This is a genomic window from Photobacterium kagoshimensis (assembly GCF_050337045.1).
Taxonomy (GTDB): Bacteria; Pseudomonadota; Gammaproteobacteria; order Enterobacterales; family Vibrionaceae; genus Photobacterium; species Photobacterium kagoshimensis.
The window spans coordinates 78,809-102,055 of the sequence record NZ_JAKJSO010000021.1; the positions used below are offsets into that span (position 1 = coordinate 78,809).

The 23,247-nt window shown below is 43.1% G+C and carries 15 protein-coding genes; 8 read left to right on the forward strand and 7 right to left on the reverse strand.

The annotated features are described in order from the left end of the window. The first annotated feature begins 93 nt into the window (after positions 1-93). The 3 genes from L4C35_RS18915 (at position 94) to L4C35_RS18925 (ending at position 5,418) form a co-directional block, all read left to right on the forward strand. Positions 94-1,911: a sensor histidine kinase gene (locus tag L4C35_RS18915; protein WP_428464356.1), complete on the forward strand. Its 1,818-nt coding sequence runs from the start codon at positions 94-96 to the stop codon at positions 1,909-1,911. Then, positions 1,908-3,260 (forward strand): sigma-54-dependent transcriptional regulator, encoded by a 1,353-nt coding sequence (locus tag L4C35_RS18920; RefSeq protein WP_428464357.1) that lies wholly within the window; start codon positions 1,908-1,910, stop codon positions 3,258-3,260. The genes L4C35_RS18915 and L4C35_RS18920 overlap by 4 nt, the downstream gene beginning before the upstream one ends. Before the next feature lie 217 nt (positions 3,261-3,477). Then, the gene (locus L4C35_RS18925) at positions 3,478-5,418 is read left to right on the forward strand and encodes an EAL domain-containing protein (RefSeq protein WP_428464358.1); all 1,941 of its coding nucleotides are present in this window, start codon (positions 3,478-3,480) and stop codon (positions 5,416-5,418) included. A gap of 135 nt (positions 5,419-5,553) precedes the next feature. Here L4C35_RS18925 and L4C35_RS18930 read toward each other — a convergent pair whose 3' ends face one another. The 6 genes from L4C35_RS18930 to L4C35_RS18955 all read right to left on the reverse strand — a co-directional run bounded on the left by L4C35_RS18930 (position 5,554) and on the right by L4C35_RS18955 (position 13,682). Then, a complete protein-coding gene (locus tag L4C35_RS18930) occupies positions 5,554-7,200 on the reverse strand; it encodes a flagellar assembly protein A (RefSeq protein ID WP_428464359.1) in 1,647 nt (548 codons plus the stop codon). 509 nt (positions 7,201-7,709) lie between these two features. Further along, a complete protein-coding gene (locus L4C35_RS18935) occupies positions 7,710-8,081 on the reverse strand; it encodes a hypothetical protein (RefSeq protein WP_428464360.1) in 372 nt (123 codons plus the stop codon). 271 nt (positions 8,082-8,352) lie between these two features. Next, a complete protein-coding gene (locus tag L4C35_RS18940) occupies positions 8,353-9,096 on the reverse strand; it encodes a phosphatase (protein ID WP_428464361.1) in 744 nt (247 codons plus the stop codon). An 11-nt stretch (positions 9,097-9,107) separates the two neighbouring features. After that, positions 9,108-11,387: a tRNA(Met) cytidine acetyltransferase TmcA gene (locus L4C35_RS18945; protein ID WP_428464362.1), complete on the reverse strand. Its 2,280-nt coding sequence runs from the start codon at positions 11,385-11,387 to the stop codon at positions 9,108-9,110. A 98-nt stretch (positions 11,388-11,485) separates the two neighbouring features. After that, positions 11,486-12,460 (reverse strand): ParB/RepB/Spo0J family partition protein, encoded by a 975-nt coding sequence (locus L4C35_RS18950; protein WP_428464363.1) that lies wholly within the window; start codon positions 12,458-12,460, stop codon positions 11,486-11,488. A 4-nt stretch (positions 12,461-12,464) separates the two neighbouring features. Continuing rightward, complete coding sequence (locus tag L4C35_RS18955) at positions 12,465-13,682, reverse strand: AAA family ATPase (RefSeq protein WP_428464364.1); 1,218 nt, start codon at positions 13,680-13,682, stop codon at positions 12,465-12,467. A 1,334-nt stretch (positions 13,683-15,016) separates the two neighbouring features. Here L4C35_RS18955 and L4C35_RS18960 point away from each other — a divergent pair. The 4 genes from L4C35_RS18960 to L4C35_RS18975 all read left to right on the forward strand — a co-directional run bounded on the left by L4C35_RS18960 (position 15,017) and on the right by L4C35_RS18975 (position 21,039). Then, entirely contained in the window at positions 15,017-17,017 is a 2,001-nt protein-coding gene (locus L4C35_RS18960; RefSeq protein ID WP_428464365.1) for a replication initiator protein RctB domain-containing protein, read from the forward strand. A gap of 19 nt (positions 17,018-17,036) precedes the next feature. Beyond that, the gene (locus L4C35_RS18965; protein ID WP_428464366.1) at positions 17,037-19,310 is read left to right on the forward strand and encodes a patatin-like phospholipase family protein; all 2,274 of its coding nucleotides are present in this window, start codon (positions 17,037-17,039) and stop codon (positions 19,308-19,310) included. Between the two features lie 422 nt (positions 19,311-19,732). Next, the gene (locus tag L4C35_RS18970) at positions 19,733-20,284 is read left to right on the forward strand and encodes a sugar O-acetyltransferase (RefSeq protein WP_428464367.1); all 552 of its coding nucleotides are present in this window, start codon (positions 19,733-19,735) and stop codon (positions 20,282-20,284) included. Between the two features lie 200 nt (positions 20,285-20,484). Continuing rightward, positions 20,485-21,039: a 3'-5' exonuclease gene (locus L4C35_RS18975; protein ID WP_428464368.1), complete on the forward strand. Its 555-nt coding sequence runs from the start codon at positions 20,485-20,487 to the stop codon at positions 21,037-21,039. 67 nt (positions 21,040-21,106) lie between these two features. Here the strand turns inward: L4C35_RS18975 and L4C35_RS18980 are convergent, their stop codons facing one another. Then, a complete protein-coding gene (locus tag L4C35_RS18980) occupies positions 21,107-21,466 on the reverse strand; it encodes a RidA family protein (protein WP_428464369.1) in 360 nt (119 codons plus the stop codon). A 648-nt stretch (positions 21,467-22,114) separates the two neighbouring features. Between L4C35_RS18980 and L4C35_RS18985 the strand changes: the two genes are divergently transcribed. Continuing rightward, positions 22,115-23,179, forward strand: a complete 1,065-nt coding sequence (locus L4C35_RS18985) for a porin (RefSeq protein ID WP_428464370.1) — start codon at positions 22,115-22,117, stop codon at positions 23,177-23,179. The last annotated feature ends 68 nt before the right edge of the window (positions 23,180-23,247 follow it).

Genomic DNA, 23,247 nt, shown 5'->3' on the forward strand with positions numbered 1-23,247 from the left:
TTGCAAGTGCAGTCACACCTTATGCACCACTAGCGTGGTATTCACGGTCTGCTTGGTATCATTTCCGTATACGATCTTGCAGGAATGTTCACCGTGAACAGAAAAAATACCCTTGTTGCCTTAACCCTGATAGGCGTCTTGCTGTGCAGCCTTGTCAGTGCCATTACCTACCAACAAGTTAAGCAGCACCTCTCTGAAAAAATTATCAACGACGTTAACCAGCTCGGTGACAAATTAGATGCACAATTATCACGCTATAGCCAACTGCCTAAAGTGCTGGCTAGCGATCCTCGGCTACTCGATGCATTAGTCACCGATGAGAAAAGTGCGAGTGCTATTAATCATCAATACCAACAAACAAGTTTATTGTTAGAATCTTGGGCAGATACCCTTCGCGCCGACACTCTATATTTGATCAACCGTCAAGGTAATACACTGGCAGCCAGCAACTGGCAATCTGACACCAGTTTTGTCGGCCAAAACTATGGTTATCGCCCTTATTTCACGCACGCATTAGCAGGTAACATAGGCCAATACTTTGCGCTCGGCGCAAGTTCAGATAAACGTGGCTATTACTTCTCAGCTCCGGTATACAGGCAAAATGAAATTATCGGTGTACTCGCACTGAAAGTTGATCTTTCGGTCATTGAAGACATTTGGGACTATGACCAAGTGGACTACGCCATTGCCGATCAGCACGGCATTGTTTTTTATAGTTCTGAAGAGGCTTGGCTCTACCACTCCTTGATAGCCTTACCAGAGCAAGTTCGCCAACAGGTCATCGCATCACGTCAATACGGCAATACCGACATCAAAAATCTTAGTGAGTACTCACTAATTAAAGATTTCCAGCAACAAGAGATTACGGAAATCCAAACGCCAAACACCAACATTGCGGTTGAAATGCTGACGACTCACCGCGAAATGAATAAAGTTGGTTGGTCTATATATGGCTTTTCTCCGATCAATGCTGCTTATCAGTACCTATTCCAAGCCGTATTTATCTTTAGTGTCTTTTACCTAATGCTCTGCTTAGCCATCGTGTCTTGGCTGCAAACCAGTTTTGCCCAAAAGCAACTGGCCCTGCTCAACGATAAACTCGAACAACTGGTTATCGAACGTACCCGTAATTTAATGGAAACCAACCAAGAATTGCGAGACACCATTCACCAGTATGAGCTGTCGCAAGCTGAATTAAAGCAAGCCCACAGTGAACTGGTGCAGGCAGCGAAACTCGCCATGCTGGGTGAACTGTCTGCCAGTATTAATCATGAGATCAATCAACCTCTCGCGGCAATGCGCACCTACGCTGAAAACTCTCGTAAACTCCTAGCTAAGGAGCGCTACGAAGCTGTCGCGGGTAATATTGAAGAAATCATCAATCTCAACCAAATGATCGCTGACATTATTGCCCGCTTCAAAGTTTTTGCACGCAAAACCACCGAGAATAATACTCGTACCGCTGTTGCCGATTCTATTCGCTCGGCAACCAGTTTACTGCGTAATAAATTAATCAAACATGGCGTAATATTGCGGGTGGAAGAGTTACCCCCTCATCTCGTCGTTAACATAGACGCAGTGCAATTTGAGCAAGTGCTCATTAACTTACTTCATAATGCAATACAAGCGTTAGAGCATGCGCATCCGCCACAAATAGGGGTGTATTTCACGCCACAAGAAGATGTTGTTGCCATTCATATTTGGGATAACGGCCCCGGGTTAGATGACGAGCAGAAGTATAAAATTTTTAACCCTTTTTATACGTCCAAACCCGATGGTTTAGGGTTGGGATTAACCATTTCACGACGAATTATCGATGCTTTTTCTGGCACATTAACAGTCAAAGATCACAGTGGCGGAGGGTGTGAATTTATTATCACATTGCCACGTAGTACCGAGGATGGACTATGAGTAAAAAAGTCATTTTTATTGATGATGAAAAATCAATCCGTGATGCTTTAGGTCAAACGCTAGAAATAGAAGACTACGATGTTAGTTTATTCGCCAGTGCCAAGCCTGTCCTTGCCGCGTTAGATAATCATTTCGACGGCGTGATTATCTCTGACATTAATATGCCTGAAATTGACGGTATTACTTTTTTAAAACGTGCTTTAGCCATCGATCCCGAGCTGTCGATTATTTTGCTAACGGGCCATGGTGACATCTCAATGGCCGTGGAAGCCATGCGTCTTGGCGCTTACGATTTTCTTGAAAAACCCTTTTCGACCGACAATCTCCTCGATGTAGTCAAACGGGCTGGCGACAAGCGCGAGCTAATTTTAGAAAACAGAGAATTACGCCGCGAGTTAGAAGCGCAAAGTGGTCCTGGCCCTCGAATTCTCGGGAACAATCCAAAAATAAAGCAACTACGCCGTATATTAACCCACATAAAAGACACGCCAGCCGATGTCATGATCCACGGTGAAACAGGCACAGGGAAAGAGCTTGTGGCGCGCTTTCTTCATGACCACAGCATTCGTTGTGACAAACCTTTTGTCGCAATCAATTGTGGGGCTATTCCTGAAACCATGATCGAAAGTGAGCTTTTTGGCTTTGAATCTGGGGCTTTCACGGGCGCACAAAAAAAACGCGTGGGGAAAATTGCACATGCCAACGGCGGTACACTGTTTCTTGACGAGATTGAGTCCATGCCGATGGCACTACAAATAAAAATGCTACGTGTGCTTGAAGAGCGAAAAGTTGAGCCTCTCGGGACAAATAAATGTGTGGATCTAGATGTCCGTATCATTGCTGCGACCAAAGAAGACTTAAAAATAAAGAGCGATAAAGGCGAATTTAGAGACGACTTATACTATCGGTTAAATGTGGTTTCAGTTGACATCCCGCCACTGCGTGAACGTAAAGACGACATCCCGATGTTATTTCAAAATTTTGTTCGCTCAGCGTCTACCCGCTATAGCATAGAGCCGACAGCTATTACGCTAGAACAACAACAAAAATTGCTTGACCATAATTGGCCGGGTAACGTCCGAGAGCTACGTAACTTAGCCGAAAGATTGGTACTGATGGGAGATGCCTCTGGCTTCAATGACGGCGAAAATATAAATTCCGATCAAACCTTATTAAGTCTTAGCGAACGTGTAAATCAATTTGAATTTACGTTGCTATGCGATGCACTCAAACGCCATAACGGTCGTTTAAAAGAAGCACAAGAAGAGTTGGGACTGGCGCGTAAAACACTGTATGACAAAATGAAAAAACACAATATCGATAAAGATGACTTTAAAACAGTGCATTAAGGCTACTGCCTTGCAAAAAACTTAAATTTTACTTTATTTCGCCACCGTGACTATCGCCTGTTAAATGGTGTAAACACGGTGGCGTTTTCAGATCCCATCCCTACTCACCTCGCAAAAAAATCTATCAGAGCCAAGCTGTTATCTGCTTAACGCCTTGGCTCTGATAGATTTTTGTTTACGTCTCTCTTTTTCCCAACTTCTCGGTCAGGCGCGTGCTATGACATTATTTAAGAATTTATTTCGCATTACCATAATCACAGGATTAACTTTAATTGTGCTAATGTCAGTAACACGTTTTATCGCCTTACAAAGTGGGACAAAGCATGCCCAACAACAGCATATCAAACATGCGCTGTCGCAGGACTTTTCACAGCTCCCTCGCCAGCAGTACGATAGCAGCCTTGTTGCGCTGTCCACAGCTTTAACCATGCTATTGCACCCTAACGATTACCAAACTATCGTTATTTCCCCCACACAGACTCAGCAGCAATCATTAACCATATCAACCCCGCAAACAACATCAGTGGCCCCCGCTTGGTTTATCGCTACCGTCGGTAATAACCGTTACTCACAAACACACACTATCAACTTTGTTAATGACACAGTAATTGTCACGATAGCCAACAATGAAAAATGGCTATCTGATCAATTATGGGGATATACGAAACAACTTCTCATTGAAGCTAGCGTTATCTTTGGTAGCTTTAGCGTCGTCATTTTTTTAATACTGCGTCTGGCTTTTGCACCTTTCCAGCGCCTTATTACATACTCAAAGCAATTAGAACAGAACTACCAAACAAATTTACCACCTCGAGCCCGTTATCACGATCTCAACCAACTCTATAAAAGCTACAGCTCGCTTGCTCATCAGCTAGAAAACCACTTCCGAGTTCAAGCAAAAGAGGCTGCTCACTTACGAGAAAAAGCCTATCGCGATCCGATATCACAACTGGGAAACAGAGAATACTTCTTAAATCAGTTAGACGCGTGGCTCACTAAAGCAGAGCAAGGTGGCTTGATACTGATCCAAGCAAAAATAATCAACCACAGTTATCGCCATAAAAACTATCAACAAGGTGATCACCTTATACGAGAGATAGCCCTCGTATTAAACCAGACAATCACGCACAGTAACTGCACGCTAGGTCGAATATCTAAAACTGAATTCGCGATCTTGTTGCCGCAAATACAGCAAGACAAATTACAGGCCTTAGCAGAACGACTCCTCGATATGCTAACCCCTTTGACCAAGGCATTTGATACACCGTTAGGGTTCACTATTGGTTTAACTATCACAGAAAACAACGCATCTGCCAGTCAGTTATTGGCACAATTAGACAATGCAGTCATCGCAGCAGCGCTGTCGCCAGCAAAGCCAATCGCCCAATCAGAAGGCAAAAACAGTATCAACAATAAAGGGAAACAGTATTGGAAGGAGCTGGTGCTTTCTGCCATACGTAATCAGCAAATCCATTTTCATTACCAACCCGTGTTAATGCAAAACAATGCGGTTTACCACCAAGAGGTATTTAGTACCATTCAGCGTAATGATGACAATTTCTCTGCCAACCAATTTGTCGGAGCATTAGATGAACTCGGTCAAGGGACCTTATTTGATAAACATGTCATCACGGCGTGCATAAAGCAATTACAAGCAGATAGACAGTTTCCAGCGCTCGCCATCAACTTAACCCGCAGCAGCGTACAAGATCCCGCATTTCATCGCTGGTTACATGAGCTTCTTCCCTACCACCCTCTTCTCTGTAAGCGCTTATTCTTTGAAATTCAAGAAGGGTGCTTTATCGAAGAAACCGACATGACGCAGCTACTGTGTCAATTACTCAACCGCTTCGACGTTCGATTTGGTATCGACAACTTTGGTCGACACTTCAAATCACTTGAATACCTGAATGATTTTAAACCGGCTTATGTAAAGATCGACTTTGCCTTTACGCTGCAACTCAACAACCCAACACAAGCGGCCGTGCTGACGTCAATTTCACGAACAGCCCACAGCTTGGGTATCGAAACTATTGCAACACGAGTAGAAACAGAAACCCAACTTGAGCGCTTATCGGAACTATTTGTCAGTGGTTTTCAAGGATTCATTATTGAACGACAAGTAACGCGAACCCATAGCTTGGCAAAGTCGATATAATTGAAATGACATTTACAGTGTAAAATGAAGAAAAGAAGGCGTTAAAACGGCAAGAGGATAAGGTTTATTTACAGTGTAAATCCATCAAGAGCAACGAAAGCGGTACGAAATATAAAGACTATTTACACTGTAAACTCATAAAGGTTCTAATTCGACACCTTGTTCACGAATGCGGATAACCGTTGGCCCGTGCTCTTGAGAAACAGGTAAGCTATATTTTTCAAGCTGGCAATGTACCCCTGCATTAATTCGCTTAATGGCAGTAATTGTCACCTGCGACAAGACTTCAAGGTATTCTTCTTTCAACCTTAAATAATTCGCTTGATGCTTTAATAAATTCGCACTGTGAAAACGGTGATTTTCAATTATTTTTGACACAAGTTCTGGTGGGCGTTTATGGGTAGGGATTTTAATCAGCTTTATCTGCGCCTCACGCATCTTTGCTAAATGCTCTTTTTCTTGCTCCAGCAAATGGTACGTTTCGCTGATCTGCTTACGCAAATGTGCATAATTAGTAAAGGCACATATAGATGTTGTTGTTCCTGCCAATGCGCCAATACTCAACGCATGGACACTATAACCTACCGAGGCATAACCGCCACTTAATGTACCATGACGCTTAGTCTCATCAATCACAGACAACTTACCACGGGTCGTAATATGGCAATGTAGAGCATGGTGGCTTAAGCTAATATCGTCTTTCGCATCCAATAAGGTGTACTGGGCAAATTTACTGGTTATCTTTCCTCCCGATCTTATTGTACAAGCAAACTCAGAATCATTAGCTGATTGCTTACCAAGAATGCCCTTGGCGACCGTAATATCCGCCCCCGCTTCTAACTCCGCAAGTTCGACAAAACCAAGTACCGTTAAAGAACCAGAAACAGAAACCTTCATACCAGGCTTTACATCGCCTTTAATCACCACACTACCATCAAAATTCACGTGCCCTGTTGTTGCCCTCACATCTTTAACTACCAGTGCATCATCAACTTGGACGCCATTTTTTTTAATGATTGGGAACCCCGCTTGGGTCGCAACAAGAATATCATCATCGTAATCGCTAACCGCAACGCCATCGTAGAGCGAAAAAGGCTTATCTTCACCGGCTTTCGCTGGCAATACCTCACCCAGCACACTATAACCATCAACTCCAGCTGTTGGCCGTATACGACGCATAACCGATTGACCTTGCCCGACACTACAAAGTTCGCCTAAATCTCGCATATCAACTTTGTCATGATCTAATTCTCGGGGCTTAAGTACCCGTAAACTAATATCATCGACCAGCGGTTCAAAACGACTATCTTCACCATGTTGCGGTAATCGCCCTAACGCCACTTGCATTGTAATTTTTTCGCCAGGATGGAGCAGATGTGATTTACTGATCAGGGTTTGAAGCAGGTTTTTACGTACTCCTTTAACAATATTGTTTTGTTTAAGTGCCGTAACTAATGCCGCACCATCAATACCTTGGCCACCATAGGCACCAATAACAGTAATAGAGGCGGACATGTTGTTCTTGGCCGTTTTAACAATAAGTGCAGCGTCTCTACGTTCAGCAATAACAATTGATTGTGCGGTTAAGTGTTTATCCGCATTTAGAATCGCAATCGCAGAGTCTATTGCGCTTTCAAACAGGAAAAGATCATTTCCTTGTTGCGAGGAGAGTTCTTGATATATGTCTGAGCGCTCGACAAGTTTTGTCACTTCAAGCAGTGGGTGGGCATGAATAGAAATAGCATTATTATCTGCGCTCAACTTCAGGAGCGATTGGGACATAGAGAACTCCTTTTGCTCTACCCGTAAAAACAATCATTTATCGCTGATTGCCATTCATATTTCATTTTACTTATTTGGTATCAGGTTAATAGCGATATCCTTAAAGAACGTCGGCTAGATCTCATGAAATAAGCACCAAGCTCAGTCACAACCAAGTACGACACCAAACATATTGTTGCAATGGCATTTCGGGTATATTTCCCCACACGGAATCACCATTATGGGTGCAGATCTACCCATTTCAGAAAATGCCATTTTCAGCCAACGAGTAAATTAGCGCGCTAAGTAATTGATCTATAAAGCATAAAAATAAAAATCGATTACCTTGGGAAAGTGGCATGCTATTCGCAATAGATAAGGTAACTAATCTAGGGCTAACTTCTGAGTAAAGTGATGACATTCCCCCGATTACGGTCGTCACTTTGTCCTATTTATTGCCCCTCACTTTGAGGGGCTTTTTTTTGTTAGGTTAAATCACATACTTGATAACTCAGGGCGGTATGCAACCTTCAATAGAAATGACGTAATTGCCTTTCATCTAAGATTTTATTTGTCTTAAATAGGTAGCTGTATAAGCCAGACTGGTTCTGAAGAAAGTCCGTCACCATACCATCGATATAACCTAGCTTAAATAATGAAAGTTGATATTCCACACTTAGGTCAACAGGGACTACCGACTCTATCGTCAGACAAGCCTTACCAATCTTGGTCACCCTCACTCTGAGCCCTAATTTTTCTAGTTCATCGGCTGTCGGGGTTTCTTTTATTAAACGCGCAACAAACCCCGCAGGTTCAAGCGTCATCATTTCTCCGTTGAATTGGCGATAAGAAGGTACAGCGAGGGCTGTTAACACTTTATTCGATATTCTGATGAAGCTCATCCTGCTTCTCCTTACGCTGCTACACATCAACAGCTGATGCACTGGAGCTGTATTGGCTTTCATAGCGCTATATTTTTGAATATTGTCTTTCCAATCTAACTAAGTAACGGATCGTTCTTGTTGGTTACAACACCTGACCACTAACTTACCAAGCATGGTATTAACTTTAGACTAAAGATACTGAAGAGAATAATTTGAATAGCGAGGAAGGATTGAACGGGGTATTTACAGTGTAAATTCACTCAAGCATTTACACTGTAAATATCAAAGATTATTGGAAAATTGAGAATGCTTCAATTGGCTGACGACCGCGTTCTTGTAAGAAACGTAAAAATGTCGATGGCGCATGTGTGACAACTTGTTCAGTTGGGAAATTAACTTTGCGCAGCAATTTTTTGACATGATCAAAGTTACCAACATCATAGGCAAAATGAGCATCCGATCCCGTTGTAATTCGCCCTCCCAACTCTTTAATGCAGGCAGCGATATCTTCGCATCGCACATCGCTTCCTACCCGAGAACCACAAAGCGAAGAGTTATTAATTTCCAATACCACATTATTCTTTGCAGCCGCACGTATCACAGCTTCAAAATCGAAATCAAAATTAGGGTTACCAGGATGACCAACCGCATCGATACGACCGGACTCAATCGCTTTGATCAACGCTCGAGTATGTTGCTGTTTATCGGCAGGTGTAAATATTGGCTCATGAAAACTACCAATCACCCAATCCAACATACCGAGAATACGTTCATCCATATCGATATCACCATCGGTATTTAAGATGTTGGTTTCTACACCACGTATCACCGCCACACCATGTAAGAAACGAGGCAGTACACGTTGATTAGCAAAATGCCAAAAATGCGGAGCACCCGGCATAGTCGGAGCATGATCTGTTACACACATAATAGATAGGCCGCGCTGTGCGGCTGCTTGAGCATTTTCTAATACCGTGCTGTATGCGTGACCACTCGAAATAGTATGAGTATGTGTATCAACCGATAATTTCATGAGTTCCTTCTTTATGTTTTATCTGATGAATGAAATGCATTGAGTAACAACAATACATGATGACGTAGCGCTAATTCTGCTTGCTTACGACCGACTAAGTGATGCGTTGCAATCAACCTAGGCCATGTATGTTTTTGGATTATTTTATTAATAAGCAGCGTTTCGTTAAAGCCCCCTCCCTCATTGCTATGGCTAACAACAAACCCTAGATCCAGCCACTGTTTTACTAGCCACTCAATACTACCTACTGCCATATCGTACCCCAACCCACCTTGGGTATAGGTTGCTAACTGTTTTAAAATAAGCGGCTCAACAGCAAGAGTTTGAGCCTGACAGTTCTTTGCAATAAGACGATAAAGTGTTTGTACTGTCTTCGCATCCAAATCAGAAAATTGTTCCTGGCATTGGGCGTTAAAATTAACGCGAAACAAAACTTGCGCTTGTTCTAACCACTGCAGAGAATGCTGAGATAATGCTTTAACAGCCAGCGCAGAGTAGCAACCACTGGCTGCGTCTTTAGTGATACCAAGGCGAATAAAATCAAAACCAGCATACTGCCAGAAAGCGACTAACTCATCAGCAACACCGAAGCTGGTCCCCAGGTAATCGAAGCCTTGCTGGCGAGCCCAGCAAGTGATCGCCATCAATAATTGTTGGCCTATCTGTTTACGCCATAACTGAGGGTGAACCGCAATACGCTGAATACGACCAGCTCGCTGGGTAGCTGCACAAGGTAAGCCTATATGAGCAGCTACCGACTGCGGCAATAAATGCCCTTTAGGACGACGTAACCCTAAACTGACTTGTTCGGCAAGTTCAGTAGAAAAACGCCCTTCAACAGAAACTAAGCAGCAACCAACGACCTGCTTATCTAGGCAAGAAATCCAAACGTTTAATTCGTTATCATCCAGCATTTGAAAAAAATCAGCAGGGGATGTTTGATAATGCGCATTTACCAACAAACCAAATATTTGGGTCAAACGAATGGGATCGGCAAGTAATTCACTTTTACTCAAAAGGTGGTGACTGACAGCAGATGCCAGATTGGTGCCATCACTACGCTCTAAAGCTCCCTCTGCAGCCGATGACAAAGACGCCATCTCGGCATTCAACAACAAGCTATTAAAAACCCAACTCTCAAGGGGATCATGATCCGCCCAGCGTATCGCTTGGTGAATATGAAGCGCGCGCCATTGTGGCATTAACTTATCAAGAAAGTGGCGAAACTTAATCGCGAAACCACGCCCAGTTCCTTCGTAACCGTGTACCGTACTTGCAAAAGCGATGCGGTTATAGCGCGTAAGCAGATCCAATAATAATGGTGATGGGATTGCTGCCGCTTCATCTACAATCAATAAGTCACAACCAATTTGTTGTTCAATCAGACGATCTGGTGCAACAAATCGAAGCGAGCTGTTTTGCCACTGCCACTCAGACTCGGACACTTGAGTGACCTGCTCGCGGCTAAGTTCAAGCTGCTGCCTGGCATGTTTAAATAAGGTTTCGACTGTGGCAAAACTTGGCGCAGTTACCACAATGTTGATCTCACGCTCGCGCATTAAGCTGGCTGCAGCTAAACCTAAAGCAGACGATTTACCTCGACCACGATCTGCAGTCAGTACCAAGGGGCGTTTTCGGTGCCCTAGTACAACCTTACGAATCGCTTCGACAGCCCGTGTTTGATCGACTGTTACACAGCCCCAGGGGTTATTATCCAGATCCGATTCGGGGTCTAGTTGGCCCTTAATTTGTTCTTCTGCTTCGCTAACCGCTTGTCGCTGGCTATACGTCACGGCACTCAAATCGGAAAGTTGAGATTCCAGCTGAGCAGATAACAGCTGCGATTCTGTCGTCGTGTTATCAAGACCAAGATGCAGAGCTTGTTGCAAGTAAATACAGTGAGCATTCTTAAATTGGTGACGTAGCCATTGCATTGATGGCGGTATTGTCGTTTGGTCCTCAACAGGGGTAACCAACAAAATCGCGACGCCACCACCGACCACAGTACCAGAGAGCATGCCAAATGCATCAGGGGAAAATGTACAATTGGCATCAACAATTAAACAATCAATTTCTCGGCCAAGCCAGCTTTTCGCTTTCTTTGCTGTAACGGCTGGCATATCAATTGCGGGTTGCGAGCCCAGCCACAAAGGTGATGAATAATGACGAGTAAATGCCGTGACCTGACGACGCTGCCAGTCGAGATCGCCTTCCAGCACAACCAAAGCACGATGATGGCGCAACTGAAGCTGCGAGATAATGTCGGTAGAATAATGTTGTCGCTTAGCCATGATAAGACTCGATGAAAAAGACCTCGCCGATCATAGCACGCTAACTACAAATCAAAAAAAACCACGCTAAAAAGCGTGGTTTTTAAAACTCTTGCTGGCTATTTCAGGTAATCGCCAATGTAAGCCAAAATATCATCAACTTGCTTACTCGATAACTTTTTCATCTTCAGCTGCAGCTTATCTTCATCTCGCAAAAAGCTCACTTTGCCTTTGATGAGTTCTTGCTGTTGAGGCTTCTCAACCACAACACGTGGCTTGATAGTTTCACCCATATTTTCCAATACCATGGTTACCTCACGTGTGATACGCGCGATGCCTTGAACTTCCATGGTTTGCCATAACGGCGCCTCATTGGCAGAAAGCTGAGTGATCAACTGCTCTTGATCTGGCTGAGTAAGGCCGTAATACAGACGGTGTAATTTAACGATTGTCGGGCGACCAAGCTCACTGACACTTGGGTACGCCATCAACAACTCCATCGGTAAACTCGCCGCTTTTAACGCGCCACTCACTAAAGCTTCACTGCATTGGCAGTATTTTGCTAATTCTTTTTGATCATCAACTTTGCCTTGTTCAAGCAAAAGTTGCATTTCTTTGCCACGCTCATACAAGGATAGGGGTTTATGAGCATTAGCAACATCAGACAAGAATTTAGCGTGTTCGCTGTTTATGCCTTTAGCAACATAAATTAAGAAGTCTTTTTCTGCCAAAATACATGACATACGACGGCGGCTACCGTCTAAAACTTCAATGCGTCCATCATCTAACCAACGACCAACAGCCGGATATTGTTGACCACGATCTTTCAAGGTCGTCAAAATATCAGCAAGTGCATGCTCGTTTAAGAAAGCCTGTTCACGAGCGTTCTCTGCAAATACTTGCGTCTGTTGACTCACCTTATCTGCATTCACTTTGATCAGTTCAAAAGCGACAGTATCTTCACCTGCAACCGCTAACTCAATCACTGCAGCTTTATCTTGTGCGGCTTTTTGCGCTTCAACAACATTGGTTGCACGACGTTTATCTGCTTTGCCAAATAAACGGGCATTTAAGTCCGTTGTTTTAATAGCCATTCGACTATGCCTCCTTATTCAGGTTTGCCCAGTGGCTGTGCATCACGCGTTCAAGCTCCAAGCCGACGCGTTGAATTGCATCTTGGGCAGTAGACAATGTTTTCTTGCCACCTTCGAATTCAGCCGCTGTAAGATCAAAAACAGTACTGTAAGTATCTGCACAGGTCTCGAAAGCACGGCTACGCGGTACTGTTGCCATCATAACCTGCTCGCGCAGTAAGTAATTCATTTCAGTCAGCACCGAGACTTGCTTCTTATTGTCATCTTCAAACATGGTTGGCATCAAACGAATGAACTCGAGACCATGCCACTCTTCAGGGAACATTTCATAAACAGTTGGCAAGTGCTGGAAAAAGTTCACGGTTGATGCCCAGTCTAATCGTTTGGCGGCACAAGGGATGATCAGTGCATTTGACGCATACATCGCATTCCAAACCAATGGATCAATGTGTGGACCAGTATCTATCATGATCATGTCAAATTCGTCGGCGATCGGGTCAATTACCCGCTCTTTCAACAAACGAACAATATCTAAATCTTGATTAACAGCCAAATCTTGCCATGCATCCGCATTGAACATAGCGTCTTCAGGGAAAGCGGCAATAGTCTTCAGGTTAGGATATTGGGTTGGCATTACCACATTATCCATCAAGAAATCTTTATCCATTTCTTGACCTTCAGGCACATTGTTTAACATCACATCTACAGCAGAATAAATGGTTTCTTGCTGGCCAACACTGATCTGTGGGTTAAGGAATAAACGTAATGAACCTTGTGGATCTAAATCAATTAAACAGATGCGGTAGCGCTTATCTAAATCAAGTGCTAAACATGCAGCCAGATGCACTGCAGTCATCGACTTGCCAGTTCCACCTTTTTGGTTCTGTACATTCACAACCCAAGGCTTGCGACCAGCACCTTCGCGCTCAAAGAATGCCGGTTTCTTAGCTGCATCCATTAACTTATGCGCTTCATCTAGCGTAATAGAGTAGTGGTTAGCATTATTTTTTGTAAATTGATGACCTGTCGCTTCCATTCGCGAAATCGCATCATCGAGTTTACGACGCGTTAGTCCAGATCGCGTTTCCATTAGCGCTTTCGACATCGGAGGAAAATGTTCTTCACGACGTTCTTCTAGCACAATCTCGATACGGTCAGCCTGAACCTGTTTTGTTTGCTCTGCAATATTGAGCAAGTTTTGAATTGTTTGTTCCCTGTTCATTATCACTTTATCACCATCAAATATCATTGGCTCTATTGTACAACAAAACTTACCATCAACAATAAAAAGCTGAACATAAACAACAAATAGTCCATTTAGTTAAAAAAGCGGTCATCATCAGAAAAACCCGTCAATCACCACCATCATAAATTTTAATCTACAGCCCAATTACCCACCTGACTGAACCAAATGAAAATGTTACAGCGTCACTCTTTTACAATGTAAATCTAGCTAACAGGCCAAATATCAAACCAATTTCATCGGAAGCGTGATAAAACACGTTGAAATTACGGGCAGTGTCAGATCAATTTGCAACAGCTTGAAGATCAGCATGAAATAGCAAGCCAGCAATGATCATTGTTCCGATAACAGACCCATTTCAGACTGATCATCGAAAAAGAGATCCCAGATCCCCAATAAGAGGGGATAATGCGGATATAATCCGCCATGGATAGAGGCTCAGCTTGATCATTGTTCCAGCGATAATAAAAAATAGCCGCAACGATGATCAAGGCTGTAAATTCGAACGGTGAAGAGCCTGACGAGTCAATAAAGAGCAAAGAAGATCGGATCAATGATCAAGAATTAGCATTGCCTTTGATTTTGACTACGGAAGCATGAGAAATAGTGGCAAAACTACGGCCGATGCAGTTTCTATAAGGGTTTGTTAGCAACAATAGCCACTTCAAATAGGTCAAAAAATACGATTGATGGCCAAAATCGTAAATTGAAATACAAATATCATGGCTTGATCATGCCTCCGCAGACGGACACATGTAACAAGAGAGGAAAATTACGGTCTTTGTCATTTCAATTTTTGCATTTTGACTTAAAAACGGCCACGGAAAAGCGTGTCGTTGCGCCTTAAAGCTAAAAATTAGGTCCAAAAGCATTATGGTGATCATCGTTCCTAACTAAATAGCGTTCGACAAATTGAGAAAATGTGATGACTGATTACTTTTACAACACTCAAAACAGAATAAGCTGTGGATAAGCTGTTAAACAGCCATGATCATCGTTTCAATTTAACAATGATCATGGTTTCAGGCTAATGATGATCATCGCTCCAAACGATTAATGATCATCGTTCTAGCGATGCTTTGATCATACTTCCTAGCAGACGTTGATCATTGTTCCATGTGAGCTGAATTTATTATCCTAATAATTCAGTAAGTTAGAGATATTTTTACGCCCTGATCATATAATCATTTAATCATAAAGATCACTTTTAATCATAAAGATCATATTTTAAGAGCTTCAATAAAAAGAACTTTCTTTCTTAATCTTTTTCTATTAATCTTTCGGAAAAATGATGAATGTACGGCTAGTGATAAATGAAAATCGTAACAGGCAGCAATAACGATCCCGTTGAAAAAATATTGATCTCTTTGCCTCGATCGCACAAAGATGGTCATCTTTTCGCGATCCCTTCGGGTTTAGTTGATTGGTTACCTCAATATCAACATTTCAAAGGGGTAACAAAAAGTATTGTTGAACTGCTCAATCTCATTTCACTACGCGGCTTGTCTTGTCAAGACGGGATGGTATCAACCACCGAGCTTGTTGAGGCAACAGAGGGCCAGTTAACCCGTGCTGCCATTCAGCAACGTCTACGAGCTGCAGTTACAATAGGCCTGTTTAAACAACAACCTGTCCGTTTTGAGGAAGGTCTTGCCGGCAAAACTATGCTGCATCATTTTGTTAATCCAGCCTTGCTGATCTCGCAACTTGGGACAGGTAGCCTGCATTCTCAACAAAGCAAAGAGCAAGAAAAGCAAAAACGTTCGAAAGCACTCGCTCAAAATCATGTTAACCGCCGTTTACTCACAGAGCATGGCTTAGGTACGCCACCAAGCATGCCCGATGAAGCCGATCAAATTGTTGTTTCACCCACCAGCTGGGCTGGGATCATTGATCAGGCACTTGCTCCGCCACGGACCAAGAAAAGTTATCAAAAAGCCATGGTAGCGATCAGTGGCACTAAAGCGATCATTGAAACCCGATCATCAAAGTCGATCATGACAGTGGATGATCTGATGACGCTATTTGCGTTGTTTACGTTAACGGTGCAATACCACGATCACCATATCGACGATTATGAGATCCAATCGCGTACTTTGGGTAATAAAACGCCAGTTTACATCACAGATATTTTGGCATTGCGTGGTAAAAAAGACAGTGGACCTGCGCGTGATTCGATTCGAGAAAGTATTGATCGTATTGAATTTACTGACTTTCAACTGCATGAACTGACAGGCCGTTGGCTTAGTGAAAATATGCCTGAAGGTTTTAAGAGTGATCGCTTTCGTTTTATTGCTCGCACGATCACCGCGTCAGAAGAAGCACCACAAGAAGGTGAAAATGGCGAGATTAAGATCAAGCCGAATTTGTATATTTTGGTATGGGAGCCGTCATTCTTTGATGAACTGCTCACTCGCGATTATTTCTTCTTGTTTCCACCTGAGATCTTGCGTCAACACACGTTAGTGTTTCAGTTGTACACTTTTTTCCGTAGTCGAATGTCGCGTCGTGTTAACGATTCTATGTTGCTTAGTGAGTTAAATCAGAAGCTTGCAAGAAATATAGAGTGGCGCCGTTTTTCATCGGATTTGATCCGTGAACTGCGTAAATTAGCAGATGGTAAAGTGACGGATAATGTGTTCGCGGTGAATTTATGGGGTTATCACTTAACGATCATTCCTGAAGATGCTGAACAACGTTATACCGATTACCAGATCGATATTCGCTGTGATGCTGATGAAGTGATCCGTTATTCGCGGGCTAAAACCACCAATGAAGGTAAGCGAAATATGGCGCCGACTATGCCTAACCCGCTTCGCAACGAGATTCTGCCAAAACGTGAGCTTGAACAGCTATCTCAGATCATTGATGGTGAGTTTGAGCCGATCCAACGTAAAGAAGGGCGGACCAAAGGGCGCTTAGGTCGTCGTGTGAAGTTACGCAAGCACTTGGTTGAGATCAATGCAGACGAATTGACGATCATCTTATCTAGATATACCTCACCAGAAGCGCTACAACGCAGTATCACGGCGTTATCGGCAATGACTGGACACTCTGTATCTAGCGTATCTGATGAATGCCATGAGCTGCTTGAGAAGCTAGATTGGTTGCGGGTATCGGATCAGGTCGTGAGTTACGAAACCCTGAGTAAAACCGTTGAGCTTTACAATAGCCAGCAAGAAGATCGTCATTTATCGATTGAACGTTTGATCTCTGGGCTAGCGGTACGTCGAAAAGTCTGTAAATTAGTCCATGAAGGGCATATAAATGAACAAGTTCTGACGGCTCTTGATGATGTAGCTCGAGGTGTCTAGTCGTACTTAAAGGGATATTGTGACGGATAAAATATTACGACAAGGTGTACGTGCTGCGACTTACGCTGTATTACTGACGTTGACTAGTCAATCTGGCTGGGCTGCAGAGCGCGAGCAAGTCGGTGTCGTGCTCAGTGGTGGCGGTGCAAAAGGTGCTGCGCATATTGGGGTACTTGAGGTACTCGAAGAAAACCGTATTCCTGTTGATCTCGTTACGGGTACAAGCATAGGCGCGTATGTTGCGGGCATGTATGCGATGGGATTGACAGCGCAAGAGCTCAAGCAAAAAACCTTATCTGCAAATTGGCAAAGTGGTTACCTCGATCGCGTTAGTCGTAATGATATGGTGCTACGCCGTAAGCAACAAAATGATAATTTTCAATTACACACCGACTTAGGTGTCACGCCTCAAGGTGAGTTTCGGGCCAAGCCTGGCGCTTTTCAAGGGCAGGGGATGGCGATCCTTTTGCGCGATCTTACGGATAATTTGCCAGTCTTAAATTCGTTTGATGATTTGGTGATCCCCTACCGTAGCGTTGCTACAGATATTGCCAAGGTTCAAGCGGTGGTAATTGATTCGGGCCACCTTGCGACGGCAATGCAGGCATCCATGACAGTGCCGGGGGCATTAACCCCAATAGAGTGGCAAGGCCATCGCTTAGTGGATGGCGGGGTAGTGAATAATATGCCCGTGGATGTTGCGCAGCAGATGGGGGCTGATGTCATTATAGCGGTCGATTTACGTGACCCATTGCTGGAAGATGAAGAGTTAGGCAGTGCGTTGACGATTATTTCGCAGTTAACAACCTTCATGACCAACAGCAGTGCTGATCAACAAAAAGCGCTGATGTCTGAACACGATATCTACCTCAAACCCACATTGACCTTCATGACAGCGCCCGATTTTGATCAAATGGAACGGGCCTATCAAGCGGGACGAAACGTTGCTACTCAAGCGCTCCCCCAGCTGTTGGCGCATCAGCTATCTGAGGCGGATTACCGTCAATATGTACGTTATAAGCAAGATCGCCGCAGTCAATTGGTCGCGAGCTCGGCATATTATATCGACCGTATTGCCATCAAAAACCAAACCTTGCGCAGTGATGAAACGTTACTGGCGTTACTTGATCTGCCAACGGGCCGAGTGCTTACCAGTAATGAGCTTGAAGATGCTGTTACACGGCTGAATTCAGAGGATCTTTTCTCACGGGTTGGTTACCAGATCGAACAACAAGATCAAGAAACTGTTTTGCTCTTGGATATTACCGAAAAAACCTGGGGGCCTGGTTATCTGAATTTTAAGTTTGCTTTTGAAGATGACTTTTCACAGCGTTCCGATTTTACTTTTGGGGCCCAGTATCTCTATACCAATCTCACAGATAAAGGTGGTGAATGGTTGTTTGAAGCTGAGCTCGGCAGTTGGAAGGCCTTCAAAACAGAAATTTACTTGCCGCTTGATTACTCACAGCGATTTTTTTCATCATTTTCAGTTGAGTACAATAGCCAGTTACGAGGCTTTAAGAGTGCTCAATTAGATCCTGAGTTTGGGCAAGTTACAGGGCTCAACACTATAGATGGGCTGTACGAACGGACCACTTATACCGCAGATCTTGGCGTAAATTTAGCACGCTGGAGTGCATTTAGAGCAGGTTTTATTGGGCTTGATGGCAGTGTTTCGTTATCGTCGGTAGATTTAACTGAAAGCTTTACAGCTTTTGGTGGGTATACCCGTTTTGAATACGATAATTTAGATAATCAGTTCTTTCCTAAAACGGGCTGGCAAGGCTCGATTGATTTAGGGTTGTTGCGCACCCAAAGTGAAATTGACCAGCGTCGCACCGATGATGACGCTTTAGTATATCGTTTACATTTACTTAAACCTTTGGATTATGACCGTCATAATATTGTGGCATTGCTAGATCTTGCAGGTTCTGATTCTAAAGAATTGCTGCCTATTTTTGCTCAAGATTTAGGAGGTTTGTTTAATCTTTCTGGTTATCATAAATATGAGCTCAATGGACGCTATAGTGGCTTAGGTGCGCTGATTTACCGTTATCAGTTAGCCGATAATGACTTTGGTGCGTTTTCCACGCCTGTTTTTGTTGGGGGCTCATTTGAACAAGGTGGGGTGTGGAACGAATATAGCCAGATCAATGCCAGTAGCTTGATCACTGCAGGCAGTGTCTTTGTCGGGGTTGATTCGGTATTAGGGCCGGTCTACTTTGCCTATGGAATGGCAGAGGGAGGAGAGCGTTCTTTTTACCTGACGTTAGGAAATACCCTAAAAAATTAACCGTTATAGCGTTCGTTTCATTAAGGCAATACCTAGGTATTGCCTTTTTATTTGCCAATTTTAAGATTAAAGCCTAGCCAGTGGCGGAGTGAAAAGTTGCTTATACCTATCTAACTAAGTAACTGATCATTCTTGCTGGTTAAAATCAATGATAACTGCGTTATAGATTTTGTAGATAGAACAACTAGCTATCTGCAATCTACGCCTTGTTTTCAGTGTTTTTTCCTGCGCAATCACCTGAACATTTACTTACCCAGATTGGTATTACGGTATAGATAGCTTGCTTACCGAATGTGATTTTTACCTGCTTTTTTTCTTTTACCATCAAGCCTTGCTACCGTTTTGCTTGTGATTATTGATAATAGCAGTGGATTATCGCCCAGGGCTTTAAGGATGATGAGTAAGAAAAGGTTTGCAAGCAAATGACAGAAAAAGAGAAGATGCTGGCTGGTGAAATTTATCAAGCATTCGATGAGCAGTTGGTGGTGGAACGCGATCGCGCTAAAGCGATATGCTTTCAATTAAATCAAACGTGCCCGACTGAGCGTGAGCGTCGACAGTTGCTGATCAATACCTTACTTGATAGGGCCAGTGACGCATGGATTGAATCCCCGTTTAATTGTGATTACGGTTATAACATTAAGGTTGGCAAAGGTTTTTATGTTAATCATGGTTGCACGATTCTAGATGGTGCACCTGTGGTGTTTGGTGACAATTGTCTATTGGCCCCTGGCGTGGTGATAGCAACAGCGGGGCACCCTCTCGACCCTGTAGAGCGCGCAAGTGGTGATGAGTTCGCGAAGGCCATTACAGTGGGCAATGATGTCTGGTTTGGCGCGAATGTGACTGTGTGTCCTGGCGTCACAATTGGTGATAGTGTAGTGATTGGTGCTGGCAGTGTCGTGACTAAAGATCTTCCAGCGAAGAGTGTCTGTGTCGGCTCCCCCGCCAAGCCTGTACGCTATATAGATTAACGCACTGATTAATGAACGGGTAAGGGGAAAGCCTACTTGGCATTTCCCCTGTATTGAGGCTCTGATTTTCAAAATGTTAACGCTGAGTTCTTTCCTTGATCATCTTTCCGTCCCAGCCATGATTCACTGTCTGTAGGCTGATGTTAAATGGATAAAATGGTATGCTAGCGGGCTGTTAGGTGCTCCATGCTGGAAAGATAATGAATTATAACCGAATCGTTTGTTTTGACCTCGAAATGTGTTGCTGGAATGACGAGCGTAAAGCTCGCACAGGTGAAATCATAGAGATCGGTGTCGCTGAATTAGATCTCCAGAGTGGTGATATTGTGCGCCGTGCTCAACATTATGTCTTGCCAGAGCATGATGAAGTGTCTTATTTCTGTACCGAATTGACGGGTATTAAGCCTGATGTTATTGCCAAAAATGGTAAACCTTTGGCAACAATATTAAAGTCCATTGAGCAGAAATTTGGTGGTCGCCATAAAATTTATGCTGCTTGGGGCCACGATGATCAAATCTTGCGTGCTGAGTGTGAAGCGAAAGGATTGAAAGTGCCTTTTGAAGAATATCTTAATATTGCGACGTTATTTCGTATGCAGCCACACGTGAAGAAAAAACGTTGCGGACAACGTACCGCGATGGAAATGGCTGGTATTGAATGGGAAGGGCGTCAGCATTCTGGTTATGTTGATGCATTCAATTTAGCACGCTTAACCAAAACGTTATTCATACCGAATCAAGATGATACAGAGTAAAATTTAGATTAAAAAAGAGGGCGCTGATGATTTGTCAGCGCTCTCTTTTTATATCGCGGAATGAAGATTACTCTGCGTTTTTAAGCGCAGCAGTGACAATCAATTCAACTTTCAGTTCTGGGCGCGCCAGTTTTGCTTCACCGCAAGCTCGAGCTGGAGCATCGCCTTCAGGCATCCAGTTATCCCATACTTCATTCATTTCCTGGAAGTCAGCCATATCAGCAAGCCAAACAATAACCTGTAGCATGTGGTGTTTGTCACTACCAGCTTCGTTCAATAAGGTCTCGACACGGCGTAGTGCTTCTTTAGTTTGATCCGCTACGCTCTCACCCGCAATACCGACTTGACCACATAAATAAACAGTCTCGCCATGTTTTACAATTTTGCTCATACGTTGGTTAGTTTGTTCACGTTGAATCGTTGTCATTATTTTGCCTTTATTATTTCGTATATTGCTGTCGTAATAACGATATAAATTCGTATCGCCATTATTAAATTTGTTTGATGTTATACCAGTTGTTCGGCTTGTTGCAATGCTAATGTGACGAAAGTCGCGATCATGACTGCGTCATGTTTTACGTGCTTCAATGGAGGTAAATGCGCAAGAATAAGCTTTTTAGGAATAATTTTTGAATAGCTATGTCAGAGCTCGTAGTCTAGCTAAAACAAAAAGTTCAAAAACTTTGTTAATTATCTAGAACAAAAAAGCATAAGATGCTTAGTTTTTTACATAAAAAGTTATTCAAATCAATTGAATCATTATGTGTGGTTTATTGGTGCTTTATTCTGTTTGGGGAGTTATTATGTGATCGGTTGAAACCCCGATGTATCAGGCCTTAGTGCTGATTGGTGTGTGTTTGAGGTTGTCGGTTCACTATGAGTATTTGAATAAAAACGGGTTGTTAAGTTTGGTTTTAAAGCTGGGGGTCATTCAGTTTATATTTTGCTTTGTTAATTGTTTGTGATTTTGTTGTGCTTTTTACTGTTGTCTCAGGATTTTTTTCCTGTTAGTTTTTTGTCAGCAGATTCAGGAAAGAATGTGCAATTAAGGACAATAATAATACAGGATAGTATGATGAAAAAAACACTATTAGCAGTAGCAATCCCTTCTCTTCTTGTGGCTAACATGGCGTCAGCGGCAGAAATTTATAAGTCAGACGAAGGATCCGTCGACTTTTATGGTCAATTACGTACCGAACTGAAAAAAAGTGAAGACAAAGAAGTAACACTAAATGCTGGCTCTTCTCGTGCTGGTGTTTCAGCACAATATACATTGGCTGAAGGTGTTGATGTGTTTGGTAAAGTTGAATTTGGCCTACAAGGCAAAGGCGACTACGTAATGAAAAACCGCTTGCACATTGCGGGTGTCGCAACAGATTTTGGTAAGTTCTCTTTTGGTCGCCAGTGGGTCGTATCGGATGAAGTATGGGGTGCTGATTACTCTTACTTCTTCGGTGGTACCGGTCTTCGCCATGCCACTTTATCTGGCGCACGTCACGACTCATTAATCAAATATAACTACGATGGCGAAAACTTCTGGGTAGCCGCTAACTATGGTCTCGATCAAGATGATTCTAACCAAGAGCTGGCTGAACTGTATGCAGGTACAAGCGTTGCTGGTTTTAACCTACACCTAGGTGGTGGTCAGAATACGGCTAAAAAATTCAAAGTAGGAACAGACGATGTAACTGATCCGAATAAGCCGAAGGATATTACTGCGGATCTGCGTAATACATACATTGAAGGTACAGCTGAATACAGTTTTGGCGCTGCGCTTGTTGGTTTTACATATTACAACGCAAAACTTGAAGACTTGAATTCATCAAAACAGATTAAAGAAAATGCATACAGTTTGGCTGGTACTTATGCATTTACGGACAAAGCAACGGCTTATACTGGTTTCGAGTATGTAGAACAAAAGCCAAGCGGTGGTGTTAATGAAGAAAAAGGCGATGGTAAAAATTTCTACCTAGGTGCGGTTTACAAGTTTAACAGTTGGGCACGCATTTACGGTGAGTATGGTTACGCGAAAGGTACAACTACTGGTTTTACTAACAAGGGCTCTGACAGCTTTGTTGGTCCGACATCAGTTAAAGATGGTGAAAGCAACTTTGCTATCGGTGCTCGTGTTTACTGGTAATTCGTAACAACCACTGAGTCTTTTCTTTTTACCCAGCCTAGTTATTTAGGCTGGGTTTTTTATGTTGT

Excerpts from the sequence above, each read along its gene's own strand:
- L4C35_RS18950 (WP_428464363.1), bottom strand. The coding sequence starts at position 12,460 with ATGGCTATTAAAACAACGGACTTAAATGCCCGTTTATTTGGCAAAGCA.
- L4C35_RS18960 (WP_428464365.1), top strand. The coding sequence starts at position 15,017 with ATGAAAATCGTAACAGGCAGCAATAACGATCCCGTTGAAAAAATATTG.
- L4C35_RS18970 (WP_428464367.1), top strand. The coding sequence starts at position 19,733 with ATGACAGAAAAAGAGAAGATGCTGGCTGGTGAAATTTATCAAGCATTC.
- L4C35_RS18940 (WP_428464361.1), bottom strand. The coding sequence starts at position 9,096 with ATGAAATTATCGGTTGATACACATACTCATACTATTTCGAGTGGTCAC.
- L4C35_RS18930 (WP_428464359.1), bottom strand. The coding sequence starts at position 7,200 with ATGTCCCAATCGCTCCTGAAGTTGAGCGCAGATAATAATGCTATTTCT.
- L4C35_RS18985 (WP_428464370.1), top strand. The coding sequence starts at position 22,115 with ATGAAAAAAACACTATTAGCAGTAGCAATCCCTTCTCTTCTTGTGGCT.
- L4C35_RS18945 (WP_428464362.1), bottom strand. The coding sequence starts at position 11,387 with ATGGCTAAGCGACAACATTATTCTACCGACATTATCTCGCAGCTTCAG.
- L4C35_RS18975 (WP_428464368.1), top strand. The coding sequence starts at position 20,485 with ATGAATTATAACCGAATCGTTTGTTTTGACCTCGAAATGTGTTGCTGG.
- L4C35_RS18920 (WP_428464357.1), top strand. The coding sequence starts at position 1,908 with ATGAGTAAAAAAGTCATTTTTATTGATGATGAAAAATCAATCCGTGAT.
- L4C35_RS18980 (WP_428464369.1), bottom strand. The coding sequence starts at position 21,466 with ATGACAACGATTCAACGTGAACAAACTAACCAACGTATGAGCAAAATT.
- L4C35_RS18935 (WP_428464360.1), bottom strand. The coding sequence starts at position 8,081 with ATGAGCTTCATCAGAATATCGAATAAAGTGTTAACAGCCCTCGCTGTA.
- L4C35_RS18955 (WP_428464364.1), bottom strand. The coding sequence starts at position 13,682 with ATGAACAGGGAACAAACAATTCAAAACTTGCTCAATATTGCAGAGCAA.
- L4C35_RS18925 (WP_428464358.1), top strand. The coding sequence starts at position 3,478 with ATGACATTATTTAAGAATTTATTTCGCATTACCATAATCACAGGATTA.